Source organism: Marinomonas spartinae, from assembly GCF_900089775.1.
In the GTDB taxonomy this organism is placed as follows: domain Bacteria; phylum Pseudomonadota; class Gammaproteobacteria; order Pseudomonadales; family Marinomonadaceae; genus Marinomonas; species Marinomonas spartinae.
Window position 1 is genome coordinate 58,067 of record NZ_FLOB01000003.1, and the last position, 19,047, is coordinate 77,113.

19 protein-coding genes and 1 riboswitch are annotated in these 19,047 nt (G+C 44.2%); of the genes, 8 read left to right on the plus strand and 11 right to left on the minus strand.

Annotated elements, in window-relative coordinates; translation table 11 throughout:
* Window positions 1–26: 26 nt before the first annotated feature.
* Both MSP8886_RS08005 and alc read right to left on the minus strand, forming a co-directional pair.
* Complete coding sequence (locus tag MSP8886_RS08005; RefSeq protein WP_067014741.1) at window positions 27–557, minus strand: ureidoglycolate lyase; 531 nt, start codon at window positions 555–557, stop codon at window positions 27–29.
* Between the two features lie 62 nt (window positions 558–619).
* Window positions 620–1,606, minus strand: coding sequence for an allantoicase (alc, locus tag MSP8886_RS08010; protein ID WP_067014743.1), 987 nt, complete (start codon window positions 1,604–1,606; stop codon window positions 620–622).
* Window positions 1,607–1,981: 375 nt separating this feature from the next.
* On the opposite strand from alc, the gene MSP8886_RS08015 reads away from it, so the two are divergent.
* Window positions 1,982–2,875, plus strand: a complete 894-nt coding sequence (locus MSP8886_RS08015; protein ID WP_067014746.1) for a MurR/RpiR family transcriptional regulator — start codon at window positions 1,982–1,984, stop codon at window positions 2,873–2,875.
* 56 nt (window positions 2,876–2,931) lie between these two features.
* A complete protein-coding gene (gene aroA, locus MSP8886_RS08020) occupies window positions 2,932–4,209 on the plus strand; it encodes a 3-phosphoshikimate 1-carboxyvinyltransferase (RefSeq protein ID WP_067014749.1) in 1,278 nt (425 codons plus the stop codon).
* A gap of 77 nt (window positions 4,210–4,286) precedes the next feature.
* Here aroA and MSP8886_RS08025 read toward each other — a convergent pair whose 3' ends face one another.
* The 7 genes from MSP8886_RS08025 to thiC all read right to left on the minus strand — a co-directional run bounded on the left by MSP8886_RS08025 (window position 4,287) and on the right by thiC (window position 11,361).
* Window positions 4,287–4,772, minus strand: coding sequence for a DUF192 domain-containing protein (locus MSP8886_RS08025; RefSeq protein ID WP_067014751.1), 486 nt, complete (start codon window positions 4,770–4,772; stop codon window positions 4,287–4,289).
* Window positions 4,773–4,959: 187 nt separating this feature from the next.
* Complete coding sequence (locus MSP8886_RS08030) at window positions 4,960–5,424, minus strand: Spy/CpxP family protein refolding chaperone (protein ID WP_067014754.1); 465 nt, start codon at window positions 5,422–5,424, stop codon at window positions 4,960–4,962.
* A gap of 211 nt (window positions 5,425–5,635) precedes the next feature.
* Window positions 5,636–6,808: a 2-iminoacetate synthase ThiH gene (gene thiH / locus MSP8886_RS08035; protein ID WP_083200874.1), complete on the minus strand. Its 1,173-nt coding sequence runs from the start codon at window positions 6,806–6,808 to the stop codon at window positions 5,636–5,638.
* On the minus strand, window positions 6,805–7,581 hold the full coding sequence (locus MSP8886_RS08040) for a thiazole synthase (protein ID WP_067014757.1): 777 nt from the start codon (window positions 7,579–7,581) through the stop codon (window positions 6,805–6,807). The genes thiH and MSP8886_RS08040 overlap by 4 nt, the downstream gene beginning before the upstream one ends.
* A 1-nt stretch (window position 7,582) precedes the next feature.
* Complete coding sequence (gene thiS / locus MSP8886_RS08045) at window positions 7,583–7,780, minus strand: sulfur carrier protein ThiS (RefSeq protein WP_067014759.1); 198 nt, start codon at window positions 7,778–7,780, stop codon at window positions 7,583–7,585.
* Window positions 7,777–9,309 (minus strand): thiamine phosphate synthase, encoded by a 1,533-nt coding sequence (gene thiE / locus MSP8886_RS08050; RefSeq protein WP_067014763.1) that lies wholly within the window; start codon window positions 9,307–9,309, stop codon window positions 7,777–7,779. The genes thiS and thiE overlap by 4 nt, the downstream gene beginning before the upstream one ends.
* Window positions 9,310–9,324: 15 nt before the next feature.
* A complete protein-coding gene (gene thiC, locus MSP8886_RS08055) occupies window positions 9,325–11,361 on the minus strand; it encodes a phosphomethylpyrimidine synthase ThiC (protein ID WP_067014766.1) in 2,037 nt (678 codons plus the stop codon).
* Between the two features lie 183 nt (window positions 11,362–11,544).
* Window positions 11,545–11,649, minus strand: a riboswitch (TPP riboswitch).
* Window positions 11,650–11,853: 204 nt separating this feature from the next.
* Between thiC and MSP8886_RS08060 the strand changes: the two genes are divergently transcribed.
* The 4 genes from MSP8886_RS08060 to MSP8886_RS08070 all read left to right on the plus strand — a co-directional run bounded on the left by MSP8886_RS08060 (window position 11,854) and on the right by MSP8886_RS08070 (window position 14,969).
* The gene (locus tag MSP8886_RS08060; protein WP_067015798.1) at window positions 11,854–12,651 is read left to right on the plus strand and encodes an IclR family transcriptional regulator; all 798 of its coding nucleotides are present in this window, start codon (window positions 11,854–11,856) and stop codon (window positions 12,649–12,651) included.
* Between the two features lie 151 nt (window positions 12,652–12,802).
* Entirely contained in the window at window positions 12,803–13,603 is an 801-nt protein-coding gene (locus tag MSP8886_RS08065) for a dihydrodipicolinate synthase family protein (RefSeq protein WP_245659061.1), read from the plus strand.
* A 100-nt stretch (window positions 13,604–13,703) separates the two neighbouring features.
* Entirely contained in the window at window positions 13,704–13,892 is a 189-nt protein-coding gene (locus MSP8886_RS22450) for a hypothetical protein (RefSeq protein WP_217491163.1), read from the plus strand.
* Window positions 13,893–13,895: 3 nt separating this feature from the next.
* On the plus strand, window positions 13,896–14,969 hold the full coding sequence (locus tag MSP8886_RS08070) for an NRAMP family divalent metal transporter (RefSeq protein ID WP_281197795.1): 1,074 nt from the start codon (window positions 13,896–13,898) through the stop codon (window positions 14,967–14,969).
* A 165-nt stretch (window positions 14,970–15,134) separates the two neighbouring features.
* Here MSP8886_RS08070 and MSP8886_RS08075 read toward each other — a convergent pair whose 3' ends face one another.
* Window positions 15,135–15,926: a transporter substrate-binding domain-containing protein gene (locus tag MSP8886_RS08075; RefSeq protein ID WP_067014769.1), complete on the minus strand. Its 792-nt coding sequence runs from the start codon at window positions 15,924–15,926 to the stop codon at window positions 15,135–15,137.
* A gap of 33 nt (window positions 15,927–15,959) precedes the next feature.
* A complete protein-coding gene (gene rsmI / locus MSP8886_RS08080) occupies window positions 15,960–16,820 on the minus strand; it encodes a 16S rRNA (cytidine(1402)-2'-O)-methyltransferase (protein WP_067014773.1) in 861 nt (286 codons plus the stop codon).
* Between rsmI and MSP8886_RS08085 the strand changes: the two genes are divergently transcribed.
* Together MSP8886_RS08085 and MSP8886_RS08090 are read left to right on the plus strand one after the other, a co-directional pair.
* Window positions 16,777–18,708, plus strand: a complete 1,932-nt coding sequence (locus MSP8886_RS08085; RefSeq protein WP_245659062.1) for a penicillin-binding protein activator — start codon at window positions 16,777–16,779, stop codon at window positions 18,706–18,708. The genes rsmI and MSP8886_RS08085 overlap by 44 nt on opposite strands.
* On the plus strand, window positions 18,659–19,042 hold the full coding sequence (locus tag MSP8886_RS08090) for a YraN family protein (RefSeq protein WP_067014776.1): 384 nt from the start codon (window positions 18,659–18,661) through the stop codon (window positions 19,040–19,042). Before MSP8886_RS08085 ends, MSP8886_RS08090 begins: the two co-directional genes overlap by 50 nt.
* Window positions 19,043–19,047 lie beyond the last annotated feature (5 nt).

Consider the following 19,047-nt stretch of genomic DNA (forward strand, 5'->3'; position numbering starts at 1 on the left):
GTGCCCTTATTTGTTTGAGTATCCCCTCATTCTAAACCATCACACTCAACTAACAAGTTTTGTTCAATGGTCATGACTTGCTCATCGGAAAAGAAAAACTCATCACAATTGTGTCCTTCACCAATGCGATCCACGACTAAAAAGTCTGACGTCGCCTGCAAAGCCAATAACGGATGATGCCAAGTTCCTGATCGATAATTCACGCCTTGCTCGGCGGTTGCATAAAAGAGTCGAATTTGAGAGAGATTGGGCGCATCATTCTCGCCGTTTGGTGCTACCACCACTAAATAGGGACGACCTTGTAAAGGCATAAACGCCTGAGACCCTTTTGGATGTCGCTCCAACATGCGAATCACAATGGGAAACTCACGGGCTTGCCCACGAAAAATACTAATGCCCCCACGAGCGTCACCATCCACCTCAACTGCAGCAAGATCGTGAAAACGCTCTGTGGTTCCACCGTTAATCTCAAAGGAATGGGCAGACTCCGTCGCAGCGATCACCTCCCCAAAGGGGGCAAACGCCTCGGTCGTTAATGGCTCTAACACAAAAGGCATAGCGAATCCTTCTCTAAATAGATGTACACAATGTTTTTTATACGACCCAAAACGATGACCAATCAGATAACAGGTTTACCGATCACTCGAATACGACTGATCCCACCATCTGGATAAATATTCACTCTTAAGTGCGTCACAGGGCCGACCTCTTTCAATATATCTGCAAACAAATGCTCTTGGTCTGCACTCAATTCAGATTTTGGCAATAACTCTTTCCAGTATAGACTTTGCGCAGGTAAAGTACTGTCTGGTAGATCATGAATATCGGCAACCTGAATAGAGCAAGCGGCGGCGTAATTGCCTTTAAAAAAGGCAGTATCAATGACGACTTGATCAATTTCACCACGATGACCAAGGGCTAAAATCACCCAATCATTGCCTGGCTCTCGACGGCGGCGGGTTTCCCAGCCATCTCCCATATTAATGCCTTTACCAGGCAAATTCAGATTATGCATTGTGCCAAAGTGTTCATCATTAGTAGCAATGGCACGGCCACCCACTTCTAGAGCCAATAGGTCTACTGAACGATTTGCCAATGTGCTCCAGTCGACCTCAGGTTGACCAAACACGCGTAAACGTGCAATTCCACCATCGGGATAAATGTTTAAACGAATATGACTAAATACCTCATCATGCTCGATATCCACCAATTTTTGGTCATTACCAGCTAATGCTATTGTGTCTGTAATTGGCCACCAAACAGTGTCAACACTCGGTTCTGTGGTACTAAAGCACGCCTCCACCAAAGCAGCAGGGGCATAATTTCCCGTAAAATGGCGCGTATCTAATTCAATTTTATTCAAACGTCCAGGTACGGCTAACTTCACAATACAATAATCATAACCTTCACCACGCTTGCGTCGTGTTTCCCAGCCATCCATCCACTTTCCGTTGTCATCGTATTTTCCCGGTATAAAAACAGGATCACTGTCTTGTAACATGCGCTCCTTAGGGGCAAAAAAATCATCATTAGCAAACAACGCTTTTGCTCCTAAACGTTCAGAAGCAAGGTTAACGCCATACCATGGCTTTTGACTGAGAGACATAACAACTCCTTATGGCTTTGCCGATTCCATAAACAAAGCAAATTCAAAATTTTAAAATGAAAAACGGCTCCAGCATGATCAATGCACCATGCCCCCCTGAACAAGGTAGGACAAGCGAACAGGGTATATGCGAGCATCGGTTTTCTAGAGTTCACGACTTTTAGCGGTCAGTTTTATCATGCAGCGTAAACCAATATAATACATTTGTTTCAGTATATACAAAAATAAAATTAATGAACCTATTTAATTTCTTTCCTATTTCAATAAACGCCCCCTTTTCATTCGTCTATTATGAACAGAAACGCTAGAAAGGCTTCCCTGACGCCCTGTTTTCCTTCATTATTTGCTTACTCGCGAACTAACACGATCTAAATAATGTCTGATAAATCGATAGAACACAGAATCAAGCAAATATACGACCAACTTTCACCGACTCAGCAAAAGCTAGCCGCCTGCATTTTGAACCATCAAGGTGACATTGCGACCTACTCTGCAACAGAGCTCGCAAAATTGGCAGATGTGTCCAAGTCAGCTGTCACTCGTCTATTGCAGCGTCTTGGCTATAAGGATTTCACGGAAGTCAAAAAGCAAGTGCGCGCTGCACGTCGCTGGGGCGCACCGATTGCCGATAAACAACCTGATAATCAACTGTTATCGAACCTGTTTCAGGATTATGTTAGTTGTGATCAGAACAATATCCGCCGAACCTTGGAATCCATTAATACGACACATTACCAAACCGCCATTCGTTGGATATCACGGGCCAGCAAGGTCTACATCATTGGTTATCGAAATAACCATGCCCTTGCCTTACACTTGCGTCAGCAACTGATTCAATGCCGCCCCGATGTGCAACTCCTACCCTTACCTGGACAAACCCTTGGTGAAGAGATTGTCGGCTTTTCCAAAGAGGATATCGTTATCATTATGGGGGTAAGGAGAAGGCCTGCTTGGTTAAAAAATCACATGATTACTTTACGCCAAAATGGTTGTCGACTGATTTACATTACTGATCATGCGGACGTTAACCCACAACAAGTTAGCGACCTGCATTTCTCTTGTGTGGTTCGAGGTGTGTCTGCCTTCGACTCTTATGCCAGCGTGATGAACTTAATCAGCATGATCGCCAGTAGCGTCTATCAAGAAAACTACGATCAAGCCAACGAGCGTATTGAAGACATCGAAAATACCTATCAAGCACTCAATGAATTAGACATGGCGGCTTTAAATAACGGTGCCATTATTGACGACTTTGATGACGACGCTTAATCCTCTTAAACAAGTCGTAACCAACGAACAATACTGACTATATAACGGACATAAAAATGAACTCAATCACACTTGGCCCCCTTTCCAAAGCCAACGGCGACATCCAGATCCCTGGCTCAAAAAGCCTTTCTAACCGTATTCTACTGTTGGCGACTTTAGCAAAAGGCACCACACGCATTACGAATTTGCTCGACAGTGACGATATCCGTCGCATGCTAGAAAGCCTAGCAAAACTTGGCGTCATCTATTCTCTAGAAGATAATGGCACCACTTGTGTTCTGGAAGGTCTTGGCGGTCCAATCCAAGCCGAGTTTGGCGACTTATTCCTAGGCAATGCTGGCACCGCTATGCGCCCACTAACAGCGGCATTGTGCCTAGGTAAAGGCGAATTCCACCTGCATGGCGAACCTCGCATGCATGAACGCCCTATTGGCGATCTTGTCGATGCTTTACAAGCATTAGGTGTTGATATTACTTATGAAGGCGAGAAAAACTACCCACCACTTTGCATTAAAGCAAACGGTTTATCTGGCGGTGAAGTATCCATCAAGGGCAATATCTCTAGCCAGTTCCTAACCGCTATTCTAATGAGCGCACCGATGGCGAAAGACGACCTCACCATAAAAGTGGACGGGGAGCTCGTTTCCAAACCTTACATCGACATCACCTTAGATGCCATGAAACAATTTGGCGTGGAAGTGGAAAACCAAAACTACCAAGCTTTCGCTGTAAAAGGTCAACAAGTTTACCAAAGCCCTGGCGAAATCATGGTCGAAGGTGATGCGTCATCTGCATCTTACTTCTTAGCTGCCGCAGCGATAGCGGGTGGAAAAATCAAAGTTCACGGTGTCGGGTCAGACAGTGTACAAGGCGACGTTAAATTCGCTGATGTACTGGCGAAAATGGGGGCCAACATTACCTACGGTCCAACCTGGATTGAAGCAGAACGTAACGAGCTAAATGGCATTGATATGGACATGAACCACATTCCGGATGCAGCCATGACCATCGCCACCACCGCTCTGTTCGCGAAAGGCCCAACCACCATTCGCAACATCTATAACTGGCGTGTCAAAGAAACTGACCGTCTATACGCCATGGCGACTGAACTGAAAAAACTTGGTGCCGATGTCGTCGAAGGGGAAGACTTCATCACGGTTACACCAGTTAAGCAACTACAACATGCCGCCATCGACACCTACAACGACCACCGCATTGCGATGTGTTTCTCTTTGGTGGCCTTTTCAGATACTCCCGTCACCATCAACGACCCAGGTTGTACGTCGAAAACCTTCCCGACGTATTTTGAATTATTTAACTCGATAGCAAGCTAAAGATAAACTGGCGTCTTTCTCTTTCACATCAGAGAAAGGCGCCATTAATGAGAAGAGACAATAGAAGGCGTTAAAGATTATCCTTTTTGCAGACAGACTGTCATTTCCAGCCGTACGCCTTTTTTCAGACCGTATTTTTTAAAGCCTCCTTCGCCGAGTTCCAGTACGGTTTTAGCCGGTTGCACGGATTTGTGAAGCGTATCGGTATTAGGCTTCATATGAGCAAGGTTAATAATCACGCCATTGGCATCTAAAAAGCCAGCTGTTAATGGGATCAGTGTGTTATGCATCCAAAATTCGCGAGGCGCCGCTTCTGGGTAGACAAATAACATCCCAGCCCCTGCATTTTTTCTATTAGAAAGACCTTTCCGTCGTTGTGCATTAGTTTCGGCAGTAGGAACGGCTTCCAATCTGACGCCATTAGAAAAGTACAAGTCACAGTGTTTTGTTATTTCTGTTCCTTGCGAGAATGGAGCATTGATAAGCAGAAAAATACAGACTGACAATATCGCTTTTTTAGGCACAGACCAGCGTTTCTGAGGATAAAAGCGTTTCCTGAGCATTACAAAATTCCACCATAAAATAGAAACGTGATTGTAAACAAGCCACAAAACAACTAGCAAAGTATGAGTCAATTTTAGAGGAAAACGCTAGGTAAGGCATTCGCTTTTCCGGAGCATAAAAAAGCCCCAGCTTTTTGACGGCTGGGGCAACACTCTCAACGACAATCGTTTAAGGACGATCACTCCTTTATTTTGCTGCGGATTTTGACATACCGCCGTGCTCTAACTTTTCTATCTGCTTAGGTGTTAGCAGAGAATATAACTCAGCACGACTCTTCGCGTATTTGATGGTCAACTGCTTGGTAAGATCTGCACTTTGATCTGCCAAAGCGTCCACTTTTTTCATATAACCCTTTTTAGTTGGGTTTAATGAATTTAATTCTCGACGTTTTTCGTTCAGCTTCATTTGAAGACTCTGAATCTGTTTACCATCCGTACTAAATAGCTTAGATAGTTTATCTCTAGTGGCATCACTCAAACCGAGCTGTTTTGCCATTGTTTCAGCAATTTGATCGCTGGTTGGGGCCGCACTGACTTGACCTTGAGTTGCTGGCTCTTTAGGGCTAGCAACGGCGTTTGTTGCTATACCTGTCATAAGAGCTGCACTCAACCCAATGACTGTTAGCATTCCCGCTTTTCTACGTTTCATCATAATGGCTCCTTAAGCTATCTCTTTCCTGTTTTGTTGGAATCCATTATGTCTAAATTTGCGTCAGACAGCATCAAAGAGAGTGGAACGAGATGCACAACTTGTCATGAGAATGTAAGGAAAAATGCGCATTCTCGGATTTTTCCTAATAACCAAGCACACTTAGACATATTCTTAGAATTGGAAAGGAGTGGCTTGACGCTCTGTCCTCTTTTTACACATGAGAAAGGGCTGGATCCCAATTTTTCCAGACCACTTCCCGCCCCTGACTGCGTATCATAGCGATGATCTCAGCCACTGGCCGCTCGTCACTGATTTCAAATTGCTCAAGGGCTGCTTGAGCGTCATCAGCATAACCACCTGGTTGGGTTTTGGACTCTGCGCTCATGGTGGTAAACCCCATTCTCACCGCATGGTGACGAAATTCTGGCGACTCACGCGTTGACAAACTCATCTCCACATCCCAATCAAACAAACGCCATGCAGCAATCAATTGCACTAATTGTCGATCAGTAATAATTGACTTAGGAACAATACCCCCTTCACAAGGACGAATACGCGGAAACGCCACACTAAAACGACTGCGCCAATAACGTTTTTGCAAGTGTCGTAGATGGTGCGCCATCATCACCGAATCCGTACGCCAGTCTTCTAACCCAAGCAAGACACCCAAACCGATTTTATGAATACCCGCTTGACCAATACGATCTGGCGCGTCCAATCGGTAATTGAAATTGGATTTATTACCACGCAAATGGTGTTCAAGATACGTCTTGCGACGATAGGTTTCTTGATACACCAACACACCATCCAGACCAATAGTTTGTAGTCGCTTGTACTCCTCTGAGTTAAGTGGCTGCACTTCCATGGAAAGCTGGCTAAAATGCGATTTAATAAGAGGAAGCATGCGCTCAAAATACGGCATAGACACCTTATTGGTTTCCCCAGTCACCAAAAGGATATGATCAAAGCCTTTGTCCTTAATCGCCGCGATTTCTTTTTCTACTTGAGATTCATTCAACGTCAGGCGCTTAATGGCATTACTCATAGAAAAACCACAGTAAGTGCATTCGTTCGCACACGTATTAGACAAATACAAAGGCGCGAATAAGCTTAAGGTTTTGCCAAAACGCTGCAAAGTAAGCTGTTCGCTTTTTGCCGCCATTTCCAGTAAATAAGGCTCTGCTGCTGGAGAAATTAAAGCCGCAAAATCCTCCACATTCAGTTTGCTCTTGCTCAAGGCTCGCAACACATCTTGCTCGGTTTTCTCTTGATGGGATTGCGTCATGGCATGCCAGTCTGTACTTTCCACAAAATGACTAAACTGACCTTCTACTGCGGGACTTTGTTCTAATAAGCGAATTTTATGACTGGCGACATCTATCATGACAAGGCTCCGATAAAATCCGTCAATGGGCTAGTCGCTTGCGCTTGTATCCGTCGCTCACCTAACCCCGATTCATAGGCCATACGTCCTGCTTCCACGGCGAGACGAAAGGCGTTAGCCATTTTGCTAGGCTGATTAGCAGCGGCCATGGCGGTATTAACCAACACCGCATCCGCTCCGATTTCCATAGCCAACGCCGCATCCGATGGCGCGCCAATGCCGGCATCGACAATCACTGGCACTCTACTTTGCTCAATAATGATTTCCAAAAATGGACGGCTTGCTAAGCCCATATTAGAACCAATGGGCGAACCCAATGGCATCACACACTGGCAGCCTATTTCTTCTAACCGTTTACACAATACGGGGTCAGCATGAACATAAGGCATTACTACAAAGCCTTTTTTGATCAACGCTTCTGCCGCCAATAATGTCTCCATACCATCTGGCATTAAATAACGTGGATCAGGATGAATTTCTAACTTTACCCAGTTAGTTTCTAATGCCTCTCTGGCCAATTCGGCCGCAAAAATCGCTTCTTTTGCGGTGCGTGCACCAGAGGTATTGGGTAACAGTTTGATTCCCTTCTTTTGCAAGGGTTGGAGAATATTGTCCGTTTGATGTTTTAAATCCATACGGCGCAAGGACAAGGTCACCAGCTCACTCTCACTGGCGGTAATCGAGTCCATCATAGCATTGGCACTGGCGTACTTGCCTGTGCCAGTAAAAAGTCGAGATTGAAATTCGTGTCCGGCAATCAGTAAAGACGGCATATTAACCCCCTGCAATGGATTCAAAAATAAACACAAGGCTCTGTTCATCAAGCCCTGTGCTGCACCACAAGCTTTTTGGTATCACTTGCTGATTAAGTGCAATGGCAATGCCTTGTTGACTCTTATCCAACTCAATGACTAAGTCTTCGAGAGTTTTCCCAGTAAACTCATAAGGTGCGTCGTTCAACATAATCTTCATTGCTCACCTCTAGTACTTTGCTCAAACAAGGTTATGAGTGACTGAGCGGCGACTTCCGGTTCCGCAGCTTGGGTAATGGCCGTCACTAAGGCGACACTGTTCACTCCTGTTTGGGCAACCGCAGGCAAACGCTCTGCATTAATGCCACCAATCGCCACAGTAGGAAACACGCCTTTTAATAAGCTCGCGTAATGACCTAATCGGGTTAAGCCTTGCGGCTGGGAGGGCATGTCTTTGGTTTGTGTGGGAAAAATATGGCCCAAAGCGATGTAGCTTGGCTGAATAGATTGTGCTCGTGCTATTTCATAGTAGCCATGGGTGCTGATACCAAGTCGCATACCTGCCACTTGGATTTGCGCCAAATCCGCCTGCTCTAGGTCTTCTTGACCAAGATGAACTCCATAGGCGCCATAAGTAATCGCCTGTTGCCAATAATCATTGATAAAGACTTGAGCGTCGTATTCTTTTCCTAAGGCAACCGCCTGTTGGATTTTATGTTCTAGGTCAGCATCATCAGGGTTTTTGATACGCAGCTGAGCGATTTTCACCCCTTGCTTAAGAACTAATGCTAACCAAGCAATCGAATCTACCACTGGGTATAAACCCATTTTTTTAAGATCCATCGCGGCAAAAGGCAGACTGATAGGCATCACTGGTTTATGCGGCGTGACAAGCCTCGGCAAATAGTCAATTTGTAATGGCCAACCAGGGCGACCGAGTGGTCCAGCGCCTTCGCCAATTTGCACACCGTTTTTTAACGCCCCCGTTATGTAGGCTTTTGCCATCGTCATGGCATCCAGAAAGTCATAACCATGGGCGATAAAACTCGCCAGCGCCGTCGATAAGGTACAACCCGTGCCACGCGTATTGTGTGCAGAGAGCCTTTCGCACCCAAAACCGACGATAGTATCGCGACCCACCAGCCAGTCGGTTGCTTGGTCTTCTTTCTGCTTGTTAAGTTCACCGACATGCCCCCCTTTCAACAACCAACGACTTTTAGAAGCAGCAAAATACACTGCCATGTCAGCTTGCAAATCCTTAGGGGCAAGCTCAGCAGACAAACCTGTCAGTGCCGAGAATTCCATCCGATTTGGCGTTATCACATCCGCATAAGGTAGGATATGATCCAGTAAACTAGCCCCCGCATCCGTTTGTTGTAGTTGATTCCCCGACTCACTGCTCGCGGCCATCACAGGGTCAAAGACGACCTGAATGCTAGGAAAGTCCGTTTTTATGCGTTTTAGCCATGTGGAGCACGCTTTCACAATATCAATGGAAGGTAACAAACTCACTTTAATGGCATCTGGCAGCACATCGTCGAGTAAGGTTTGCCACTGCTCATCAAACATTGCTAGCGGAACTGGCTCAACAGCACGCACCTCTTTGGAGTTTTGCGCCGTAATGCAAGTGACAATGGTTTGCACGTGGCAGCCTAGATCTTGCCCTGTACGCAAATCCGCTTGAAGTCCAGCGTGGGCGGACGAATCCGACCCGCCTACACACCAGACTACAGGAGGTTTTATCGACATAAATCCCCCTTTCACTTACAGTGATTTTTCTTTTGATTTATTATCTATTAGCTTGTCTGTGGTTAACTTATCCGTGGTTAAATAGACATCACTGCCCAGCTCACGGAATTGTTCCGACATTTTTTGCATACCCGCTTCAGCATCACTGACTTCTAAAGCACTGACATCTATCGTCTGTGAATCTTCTAAAGCTTTTTCGCTCTCTAACCCTTTTGCATAGTCACGAACTTCTTGGGTGATTTTCATGGAGCAAAATTTCGGGCCACACATAGAGCAGAAGTGCGCCACCTTGCCAGAAGCTTGCGGCAACGTTTCATCATGGTATGAACGAGCGGTTTCAGGATCTAATGACAGATTGAACTGATCTTCCCAACGAAATTCAAAACGCGCTTTTGACAAAGCGTTATCGCGAATTTGCGCCCCTGGATGCCCCTTCGCCAAATCCGCCGCATGGGCAGCAATTTTGTAAGTGATTAACCCTTCTTTCACATCTTCTTTATTTGGTAAACCAAGGTGTTCTTTTGGTGTGACGTAGCACAGCATGGCACAGCCGTACCAACCAATTTGCGCAGCCCCTATCCCAGAAGTGAAGTGATCATAGCCAGGTGCAATGTCTTGGGTTAATGGTCCTAAGGTGTAAAACGGTGCTTCATGACAATGTTCTAATTGCTCAGTCATATTCTCTTTAATAAGTTGCATTGGAACGTGCCCTGGCCCTTCGATCATTACTTGTACATCGTATTCCCAAGCTATTTTCGTCAGTTCTCCTAAGGTGCGCAGCTCCGACATTTGCGCCTCATCATTGGCGTCCATGATCGACCCAGGACGCAAGCCATCCCCCAGTGACAACGCCACATCATAGGCGGCACACAACTCACAAATCTCACGGAAGCGTTCGTACAAGAAGCTCTCTTTATGGTGCGCCAAGCACCATTTCGCCATGATGGAACCTCCACGAGACACGATGCCTGTCAGACGTTTCGCGGTCATGGGCACATAGCGTAATAAAACACCTGCATGAATCGTAAAGTAATCCACCCCCTGCTCCGCTTGCTCGATCAAAGTATCGCGAAACACATTCCAGTTCAGATCTTCTGCTACACCGTCGACTTTTTCTAGGGCTTGATAAATAGGGACAGTACCGATTGGCACAGGGGAGTTACGCAAAATCCATTCACGTGTTTCATGAATGTTTTTGCCCGTCGACAAATCCATCACGGTATCCGACCCCCAACGTGTCGACCAGACCAGCTTTTCTACTTCTTCTTCAATCGAAGACGTCACCGCCGAATTGCCAATATTGGCGTTCACTTTTACTAAGAAGTTACGACCAATAATCATCGGCTCGGATTCAGGGTGATTAATGTTATTAGGAATAATCGCGTGACCTCTTGCCACCTCGTCACGGACAAATTCTGGTGTGATCCGTTTTTGTAAATTAGCACCAAAGCTTTGCCCTGGATGCTGCTTTAATAACAACTCGCTTTTGATGGCATCAATATTTTGATTTTCACGCAAGGCAATGTATTCCATCTCTGACGTGATGATGCCTTGTCGAGCGTAATGCATTTGCGTCACACATTTACCTTGGCGAGCTTTGCGTACTTTAGGCAATTTTTTAAAACGCAGTTCATCCAGCGCAGCATTTTCTAAACGCGATTGAGCAAACTCAGATGACACACTGGGCAAAAACTCTGTGTCATTACGTTTTTCAATCCAAGACGCACGCATAGGCGTTAAACCTTTATACACATCGATATTTTCTTGCGGGTCAGCGTATGGACCGGAGCAGTCGTAGACGTAAATCGCCTCATTGGGTTCAAACGTTAGATTATTTGGATCAGAGCCAATCGGCGTATCGGTTAGATTGATCTTGCGCATTGGAACACGGATCGAAGCGTCTGATCCCGTAAGATAGATTCGCTCTGAGGCTGGAAAAGGCTTTGCTTGCAATGACTCGATAAAAGACTTCGCCGCTTGACGAGATTCTTCACGAGACTGCTTTTTAGACAGATTCGTTGGCTTCTTGTGTGATTCATTAGTCGTCGACATGAGCACTTCCCTTATTTCAAAAAATGGAGAATTGCTTGTCTGGGGTGCTGTTTTACAGGCAAACGCACTACGGGCGTTAATTGCAAAACATGAATCCTGAGTTTTATTAAAAAAGGATACTTTAGGTGATATGACCGCATCGATTCCATAAAAATCAGGAGTTCATTCGATGCAGAAAAGAAAAATGGTGACTTTCTTGTTTCCTACGCGGGTATTAGCCCGATCAGGTTCTGCGGATCCCGCACTTAATTATGCGATCTCAGCCAAATGGCACTCCGACAAGTGATTTTCAGTATACCCCTAGACAATGGATCTTGTAAACGCAAAGGCAATATCCACCCGAACTTCGTTTTTCAGAGCAAAACCCAATGAGATAAGCGTTTTTTCTTCAATCTTTCGATGATTTCCTATTGACAATAAAAATTTAATGTCCTTATATAGCCAAAGATTGTAATGAAAAAAATTTTCGCATTCCGAAAAAAAGTGAGTTTTATGACTGTCGATTCTAAAAATAAAGTGGGCTCCCTCGCAAAAGGTTTCAAAGTACTGGAATCTTTTACACATGCTTTTGAAGCCCTAACGTTAAGCGAAGTTTGCTCGCGCTCCGGACTGGATTCAGGAACGGTTTTCCGCATTCTTAATACATTGGTCGATCTGGGATATATAGAAAAGTTAGAAGAAACAAAGCAATTTCATCTAACACTTAAAGTCGCCAATCTCGGTTTTAATGCGATCGGGCGCAGCGATATTCGTGACTTAGCATTACCTATTTTACGTTCATTAGCTAAACGCATTGGAGAAACCGTCAGTTTTGCCACTCTTGAAGGGGCAAACATGGTCTATCTAGAACGGGTACGTGTTGGCTTAGCTCGCTTGGGAGTTGATATTCGTGTCGGATCAGTGATCCCCGCATACTGCAGCGCGATTGGACAAGCACTTTTAGCTTTTCTGCCTGAGGAAGAACTAGAACATGTGTTAAACCTTGAGCCAGATTTTCGTGAAGTTGTTCCGATGGATAAAGACGAAATACCAGTCATGGAGCAATTAAAATCTATTAAAGCAAAAGGTTATATTTTAAAACGCTCCAGTTTCAACTCCTCCTTAACCGTATTGGCACTACCTGTCTTTGACCGAGACCGTTATCCAATTGGGGCAATTAGTGTTGTCGTCCCGAGTATTAGAATATCTGAAGATGAACTCTTCATTAAAGCCTTTGATAGCATGACTGAAACGTCTGAAAAATTATCAAGGGCAATTAATGTTAGCGGCAGTGCAACATCTGCTATTTAACTAAAAACCAAAAATAATAAGGAAAATTATCATGAATAATATTGATTTAAGAGGTTTAGTACCTGCTCCAGTCACACCTTTCACTCGCGATGGATAGGTTGATCATAAAGCAATACATAAACTAGGCGCTTGGCTGGGGAGCTTTGATGGCGTGAAAGGGCTAGTAGTGCTTGGTCACGCAGGTGAAGGCACATTTATGACTTCTGAAGAACAAATGTCTGTTATTAGAAGTTTTGTTGAATCTACTGATGGACGCCTTCCTGTTATTGCTGGTATCACAGGTGAAGGAACCAAAGTGGCTGTAGAGGAAACCAAACGCGCTATATCAGCGGGTGCATCAGCGGGTCTTGTTTATCCATCTCACGGCTGGTTGCGCTTTGGGTTTCAGGACGGTGCTCCTCAGGATAGATACAAAACGCTCCACGAAGAAACCGGACTACCCTTAATCCTTTTTCAATACCCAGATGTGACCAAAGCGAGCTACAACCTAGATACCTTATTGGAAATCGCTGCTCAGCCTGGTGTTTTTGCTATGAAAAATGGCGTTCGTAATATGCGTCGTTGGGATACAGAAATCCCAATCATTCGTCGTGAAAATCCAGACCTACAAGTACTAACATGCCATGACGAATATCTACTACACACTATGTTTGATGTGGATGGCGCACTAGTGGGTTACGGTGGTCTCACTCCTGAACCACTAATTGAATTGATTGCGGCGGGTAAACGTCAGGATTACAAAGCAGCACGAGCCATTCACGATCGTCTGTTCCCTGTCACCCAAAACGTTTACCACCGCGGCTCCCATATGGAAGGCACGGTTGCTTTAAAAGAAGGCCTCGTTGCACGTGGTATCTTGGAGCACGCAACAGTAAGAAGTCCACTATTACCTCTTCAAGAAGGCGCAAGCGAGGAAATCAAAAAAGCACTTCAATCTGCTGGCTTAATTTAATAAGCAAACAGTTTTCGTACGATCACCAAAATAGCGATGCTGAGCGGGCAAACTTACATCGCTATTCTACTACTCAATAAAAATAATAGTGTGGTATCCCATGAAAATTGAAAACCGTACCCCAAAAGACGTTTTGGAACCCTATCATAATAGCAAAAATACAGCCAATAAGTACAAAATACTCTTACTTATGGGACCTGCGTTTGTCGCAGGAGCATGGCGCTTTGGTCCTGGAGCACTTACATCAGCCGTTCAGGCAGGTAGCCTGTATGGCTATCAACTACTTTAGGTCATCGTTTTATCGGGCATTCTAATGTTCTTTTTTAACGACATGGCCGTTCGAATAGGTCTATCAACAAAAGGCATCTCGTTAGTTGATACAATAAAAAGCAAAATTGGTCATACTGTCGGTATTTTGGCAGGCTTTGGCGTTTTTTTTATCACCTTATGCTTCTCTGTCGGGAATGCAATTGGTTCAGGAATAGCTCTGCAACTACTCTTCGGAGGATCTGTAATAGCTTGGGTGTTAGCATCCACCGTGGCAGTAGCTATCTTGATTGCCTTAAGAAATGCGTATAGAGCCCTCGAAAAGCTCCTTATCGCATTGATCGCAATTATGTCAATTGGCTTTTTAGGATCGGCAGTTATTAGTGATCCGTCATGGGTAGATGTCTCCCGTGGCTTCATACCAAGTATCCCAGACTCCGCCGGCTTTTTGCTGATCGCTTTAATTGGAACAAACTTTTCTATTAACTCTGCTCTTTATAGTGGTTATTCCATTCACGAAAGAGGATTAAAGCCTGAACAATATAAACGTTTGACACTAATCGATACGATCCCAGGAAATATTGCCACCGCCGCTATGACGATGCTTGTCATTATTGTTGCCGCTGGGGTATTTAGCGCCACGGGAGAAAGCGTTAAAAACTTTACTCAGTTAACCAAAGTTCTTGAGCCCGTATCTGGAAAAATGAGTTCCATTATTTTCAGTATTGGTTTTTTTGCAGCTGCATTCTCATCAATGGCCGCCAATGCTTCTGCTGGCGGCACACTCTTATGCGATGCGCTTGGCTGGGGAAACAAATTATCCTCGATGAAAGTGAAATTTTTCACATACGCTATTTTAATTTTTGGCGCCTCTGTAGCTATATTTAACAGCGGCTCTCCAATAAGGATAATTATTATCGCTCAGGCTCTGACTGTATTAGTAGCCCCATTTTTAGGAGTGATCATTTTCATACTGTCTTCACGCAAGGATATTATGGGAGAGCTAGTGAATAAAACTTATCATAAAATAATAGGTATTATTGGTCTTATTGCTATATTTTCACTTTCTTTTAGATTGATAGTGAACCTATCAAGCTAATATAGCTAGAGAACAATCAAAGCAACATAATGCAATTTGTATAACAGAAGCAATGATATTATTGCCTAATAGTTTTTAGGGAAGGTACGAGCAAGCCCTCTTGCCAGCATTGACCTTCCCTAGCAATAATATCATTTTTTAAAAGCGGCATACCCAATAAATACTTTATTGGGCAATCCCCCAACGTTGAGCTAAAGTAGAGGCTTCACTCCCATGAAGCCAATTATTAACCTTTTTAAGTAAGTGGTTATTGTCTTTTTTCATCATATAGACTTTAACACTAGAGGTACCTGCTAGGACTTTCTTAGAAGATACACAAAAGACGCCTTTTTCATGTACTTGATAATAATGCCCTTCAATTAGATCCGTAATCATTGCATCAGCTGAGCGATCACGAATCCCCTGTAAATTAGCAAAGTTATTTTTTGTCAGAATGATATCGGCATGCTTTATATGCTTATTCACATAGGCTTGGTTGGTTCCACCTGGGTTAACGATCACTTTCACACTAGGCTTATCAATGTCTGTCAAGATACTCAATGGCTTCTTGTTATGACAGTTACTTAGAATAATTTTGCCATTTTTTGCCACAGAATCCGATAACAAAAACTGCTCAGCACGTTTTTTGGTGCGGGTAACACCACCAGCTGCAAGATCAAATTTATCATCCGCGAGGTCCTGAGACAGGCTAGGCCAAGTGGTTTTGACATATTGAACTTTTAGGTGCAAGGATTTCGCTAGCGCAGAGGTCATATCCACAGCAAACCCTACTAGTTTTCCCGATTGAGTGCGGAAAGACATAGGGGCATAATCCTCTGTCAGGCCAACCTTTAAAACACCACTTTGTTGAATTTCCTGCCATGTTCTAGCCTGTACCTGTTGTGTATTTAACGCAACTAACGCGAACATAGCAAACGATACAAGTTTTAACCTGTCTTTATTGTTGTTCTTAAGCATATTTTAACCTTCGTTCTTTCAAGAGGAAATGGCTCATGCACTTTGCATGTCCAGTGCCATTTTATATAAGGTGTTTTTCTTTTCACCAGTTAACTTAGCCGCCATCGCAGCTGCTTGTTTAACCGGTAAATCTTCCAATAGTATGCTCAAAATGCGTTTTGCTTCTAGCTCTGCTTCATTACCACTCTCTTGTGTAAAACTCAACATGACCACAAATTCGCCCCGCATTTGGTTTGCATCGGTATCGAACACAGCAAGAACCTCCGAGGCTGTTCCTGATAAAAAGGTTTCGAAGGTTTTGGTCACTTCCCGAGCCAATACCAATTGCGCATCGTCACCATAAACTTTATGCACATCACCGATTGAGTCATAAATACGGTGCGTGGACTCATAAAATACCACCGTACCCGTCTGCTTTTTCCATGACTCAAAAAGATCACAACGACCTTTGGATTTTGCTGGTACAAAACCTGCGAAAAAGAACTGATCCGTTGGTAATCCAGAGGCACATAAAGCCGCCACCAAAGCACATGAACCAGGGATAGGCACCACTTTATGACCCTGTTCACGAAGAGCATGAACAACATGGTAGCCGGGGTCTGAAATGAGTGGTGTGCCTGCATCTGAAACCAACGCAACACTCTTACCTTCATCCAGTAAACTGGCAACGTAATTAGCCTTATCTTTTTCATTATGATCATGAATGGAAAAGAGTTTTGCCTCGATGCCAAAATGGTTCAACAAACGGCGAGTATGTCGCGTATCTTCCGCTGCTATATAATCTACATCTCGCAGAGTTTGCTCTGCTCTTTTGCTAAAATCGTCTAGATTGCCTATTGGAGTCGCAACTATGTACAGTGACCCTCTCGCATCGTCGGAACTATGTGATACCATGTTGCCTCTTTTATCTGTCATTTATAAGCTTATGAGCCTGATTAATTACCGCATCATATCATTAACTGTTTGTACTTTTCTGCTAAGTGCTTGTAGTTCAGTCAATTTAAATACGCAACCGGGCTACTACTCACCTGATGGCTACTCACAAAAAGGGGAGACAAAAGGTGATGAGTTGCCTCCTAGCATTTATCACCCATTACCCACTAAAGCCCCCAAGGAATTAGCCGATTCCTACAACAAAGCCCTACAACTCTATCGTGATGGACAATTCTTGCTGGCAAGAGACGCTCTGACTGACAAACTACTTAATACTCAGTCTATTATTCGCTTTAAGGCACATTTATTAGCAGCGGCGATTGCCTCAGAATTAGATGATCCAAGCAAAGCAATGGACATGTTGCAGCAGGCATCGAACCTACCTGCGGCGGACTCACCAGACAACCAAAACCTATTGAATAAAACCAAAGCCACTATTCTAGAGCACACAAACAATTGGCCAGAGGTTGTAAAAGTACGCTTAGATCTACTTGAGCACCTGCCAAAAGGTGAAGGGCAGGAAAACGAAGCCAAATTATGGCGCGCCGTACAAAACCTAACCGAAGCTGAAATGACTGAAATGAGTCAAACTGACTCACCCGTTCTCAAGGGCTTCTTAACCATTAGTCGTATTCTAAGAAATCAGACACTGTCTATAGAACAACAGTTAAAAGCCTTTAAAACATGGCAGCAAGCCCATCCGGATCACCCAGCAGCCATTGATGTGCCGCAAGATTTTAGGGTTATTGCCAATCTAAAGGATATGGCGCCCAAGAAAATTGTCTTAATGCTCCCCATGACTGGCAAGCTTGAAAGTGCTTCTCAGGCGATTGTAAATGGCTTCTTTAGCGCCTATTACCACCAGAAGCTTCCCAGAGCACAAATCGCTGTGGTTAATACGGACAATTATAAAAGCATTGAAGACGCCCTTAAAGCGGCTGATGCGCAGAATCCGGATGTCATTATTGGACCACTTAAAAAGTCGAACGTGACCGAAATTAATCGTTTGTCTCCTCAGCACCCCGTAATAGCCTTGAATCAGGTAACTGACAATCAGCGGATACCTAATATTTATCACTTTTCTTTAAATGCAGAAGACGATATTAATGAACTGATCTCTTTCGCTAAACAAGCAGGTGCCACCAGAGCCGCTATTTTAAGCTCTCAAGATACATGGGCATTAAGACAAAGTGACGAGTTTCGTCAAGCTGCAAAGAAAGCCAATGTGACCATCACTGGCGACTTGTCTTATAAAGACACCTCCAGAGGTCGTCAGCAAGCGGTTCAAAAGCTTTTACTAGTGAACGAAAGTAAATCTCGTATTTACACTATCCAAAAGTGGATTGGCGAGAAGGTCGACACAGAAGTACGCCCTCGTCAGGACCTAAACTATATTTATTATGCAGGCAAGTTAAGCGATGCGAAGCAAATTCGTCCTCTTTTGGATTTTTATTTTGCAAGCGATGTCCCTATGTTAGCCAGTAGCACGCTGAATGATTCACCACCAGAACAAGGCATTAACTATAACGATATTGAGCGCATTTTATTTGCTGAAATACCGGCAATTGTCAATAAAGACAGTGCACTCAAAGATGTATCATCTGGACGTGATTCCAATATTTTACGACGGTTACAAGCGCTAGGTGCAGACGCTTACTTGTTAGCAAATCGCTATCCTTTATTTGTACAGCTACCAACCACGCACTTATCGGCAAACACGGGCATAATTACGATGGATCAATATGGTACATTCCATAGACGCCCAGAAATCATGACTTACCGAAATGGACATTTGGTACATGCAGTTAGCACGCAGTTTTTTCCGAAAAAAGAAGAAACCGAACAATAACGGCGAAAAAGCAGAACAATGTGCTGAGGCCTTTCTAAGCAAAAAAGGCCTCAAATTTATCGCTCGTAACTACCATTGCCGTGGTGGCGAAATTGATCTGATCTTTTTAGACAAAGCAACTTATGTGTTTGTTGAAGTACGCTATCGGGCAAACTCAGCCCACGGTACGGCAGCAGAAAGCCTGAGCGAAGCCAAACTCAGAAAAGTAAGATTGGCCGCGTCCTATTGGCTACATAAACACCATCAAGATACCAGCAGTTGTCGCTTTGATGCGGTACTATTTGATGAAACAATTGACTATCAACATTTAACCTGGCTAAGAGCAGCATTTTAATTACT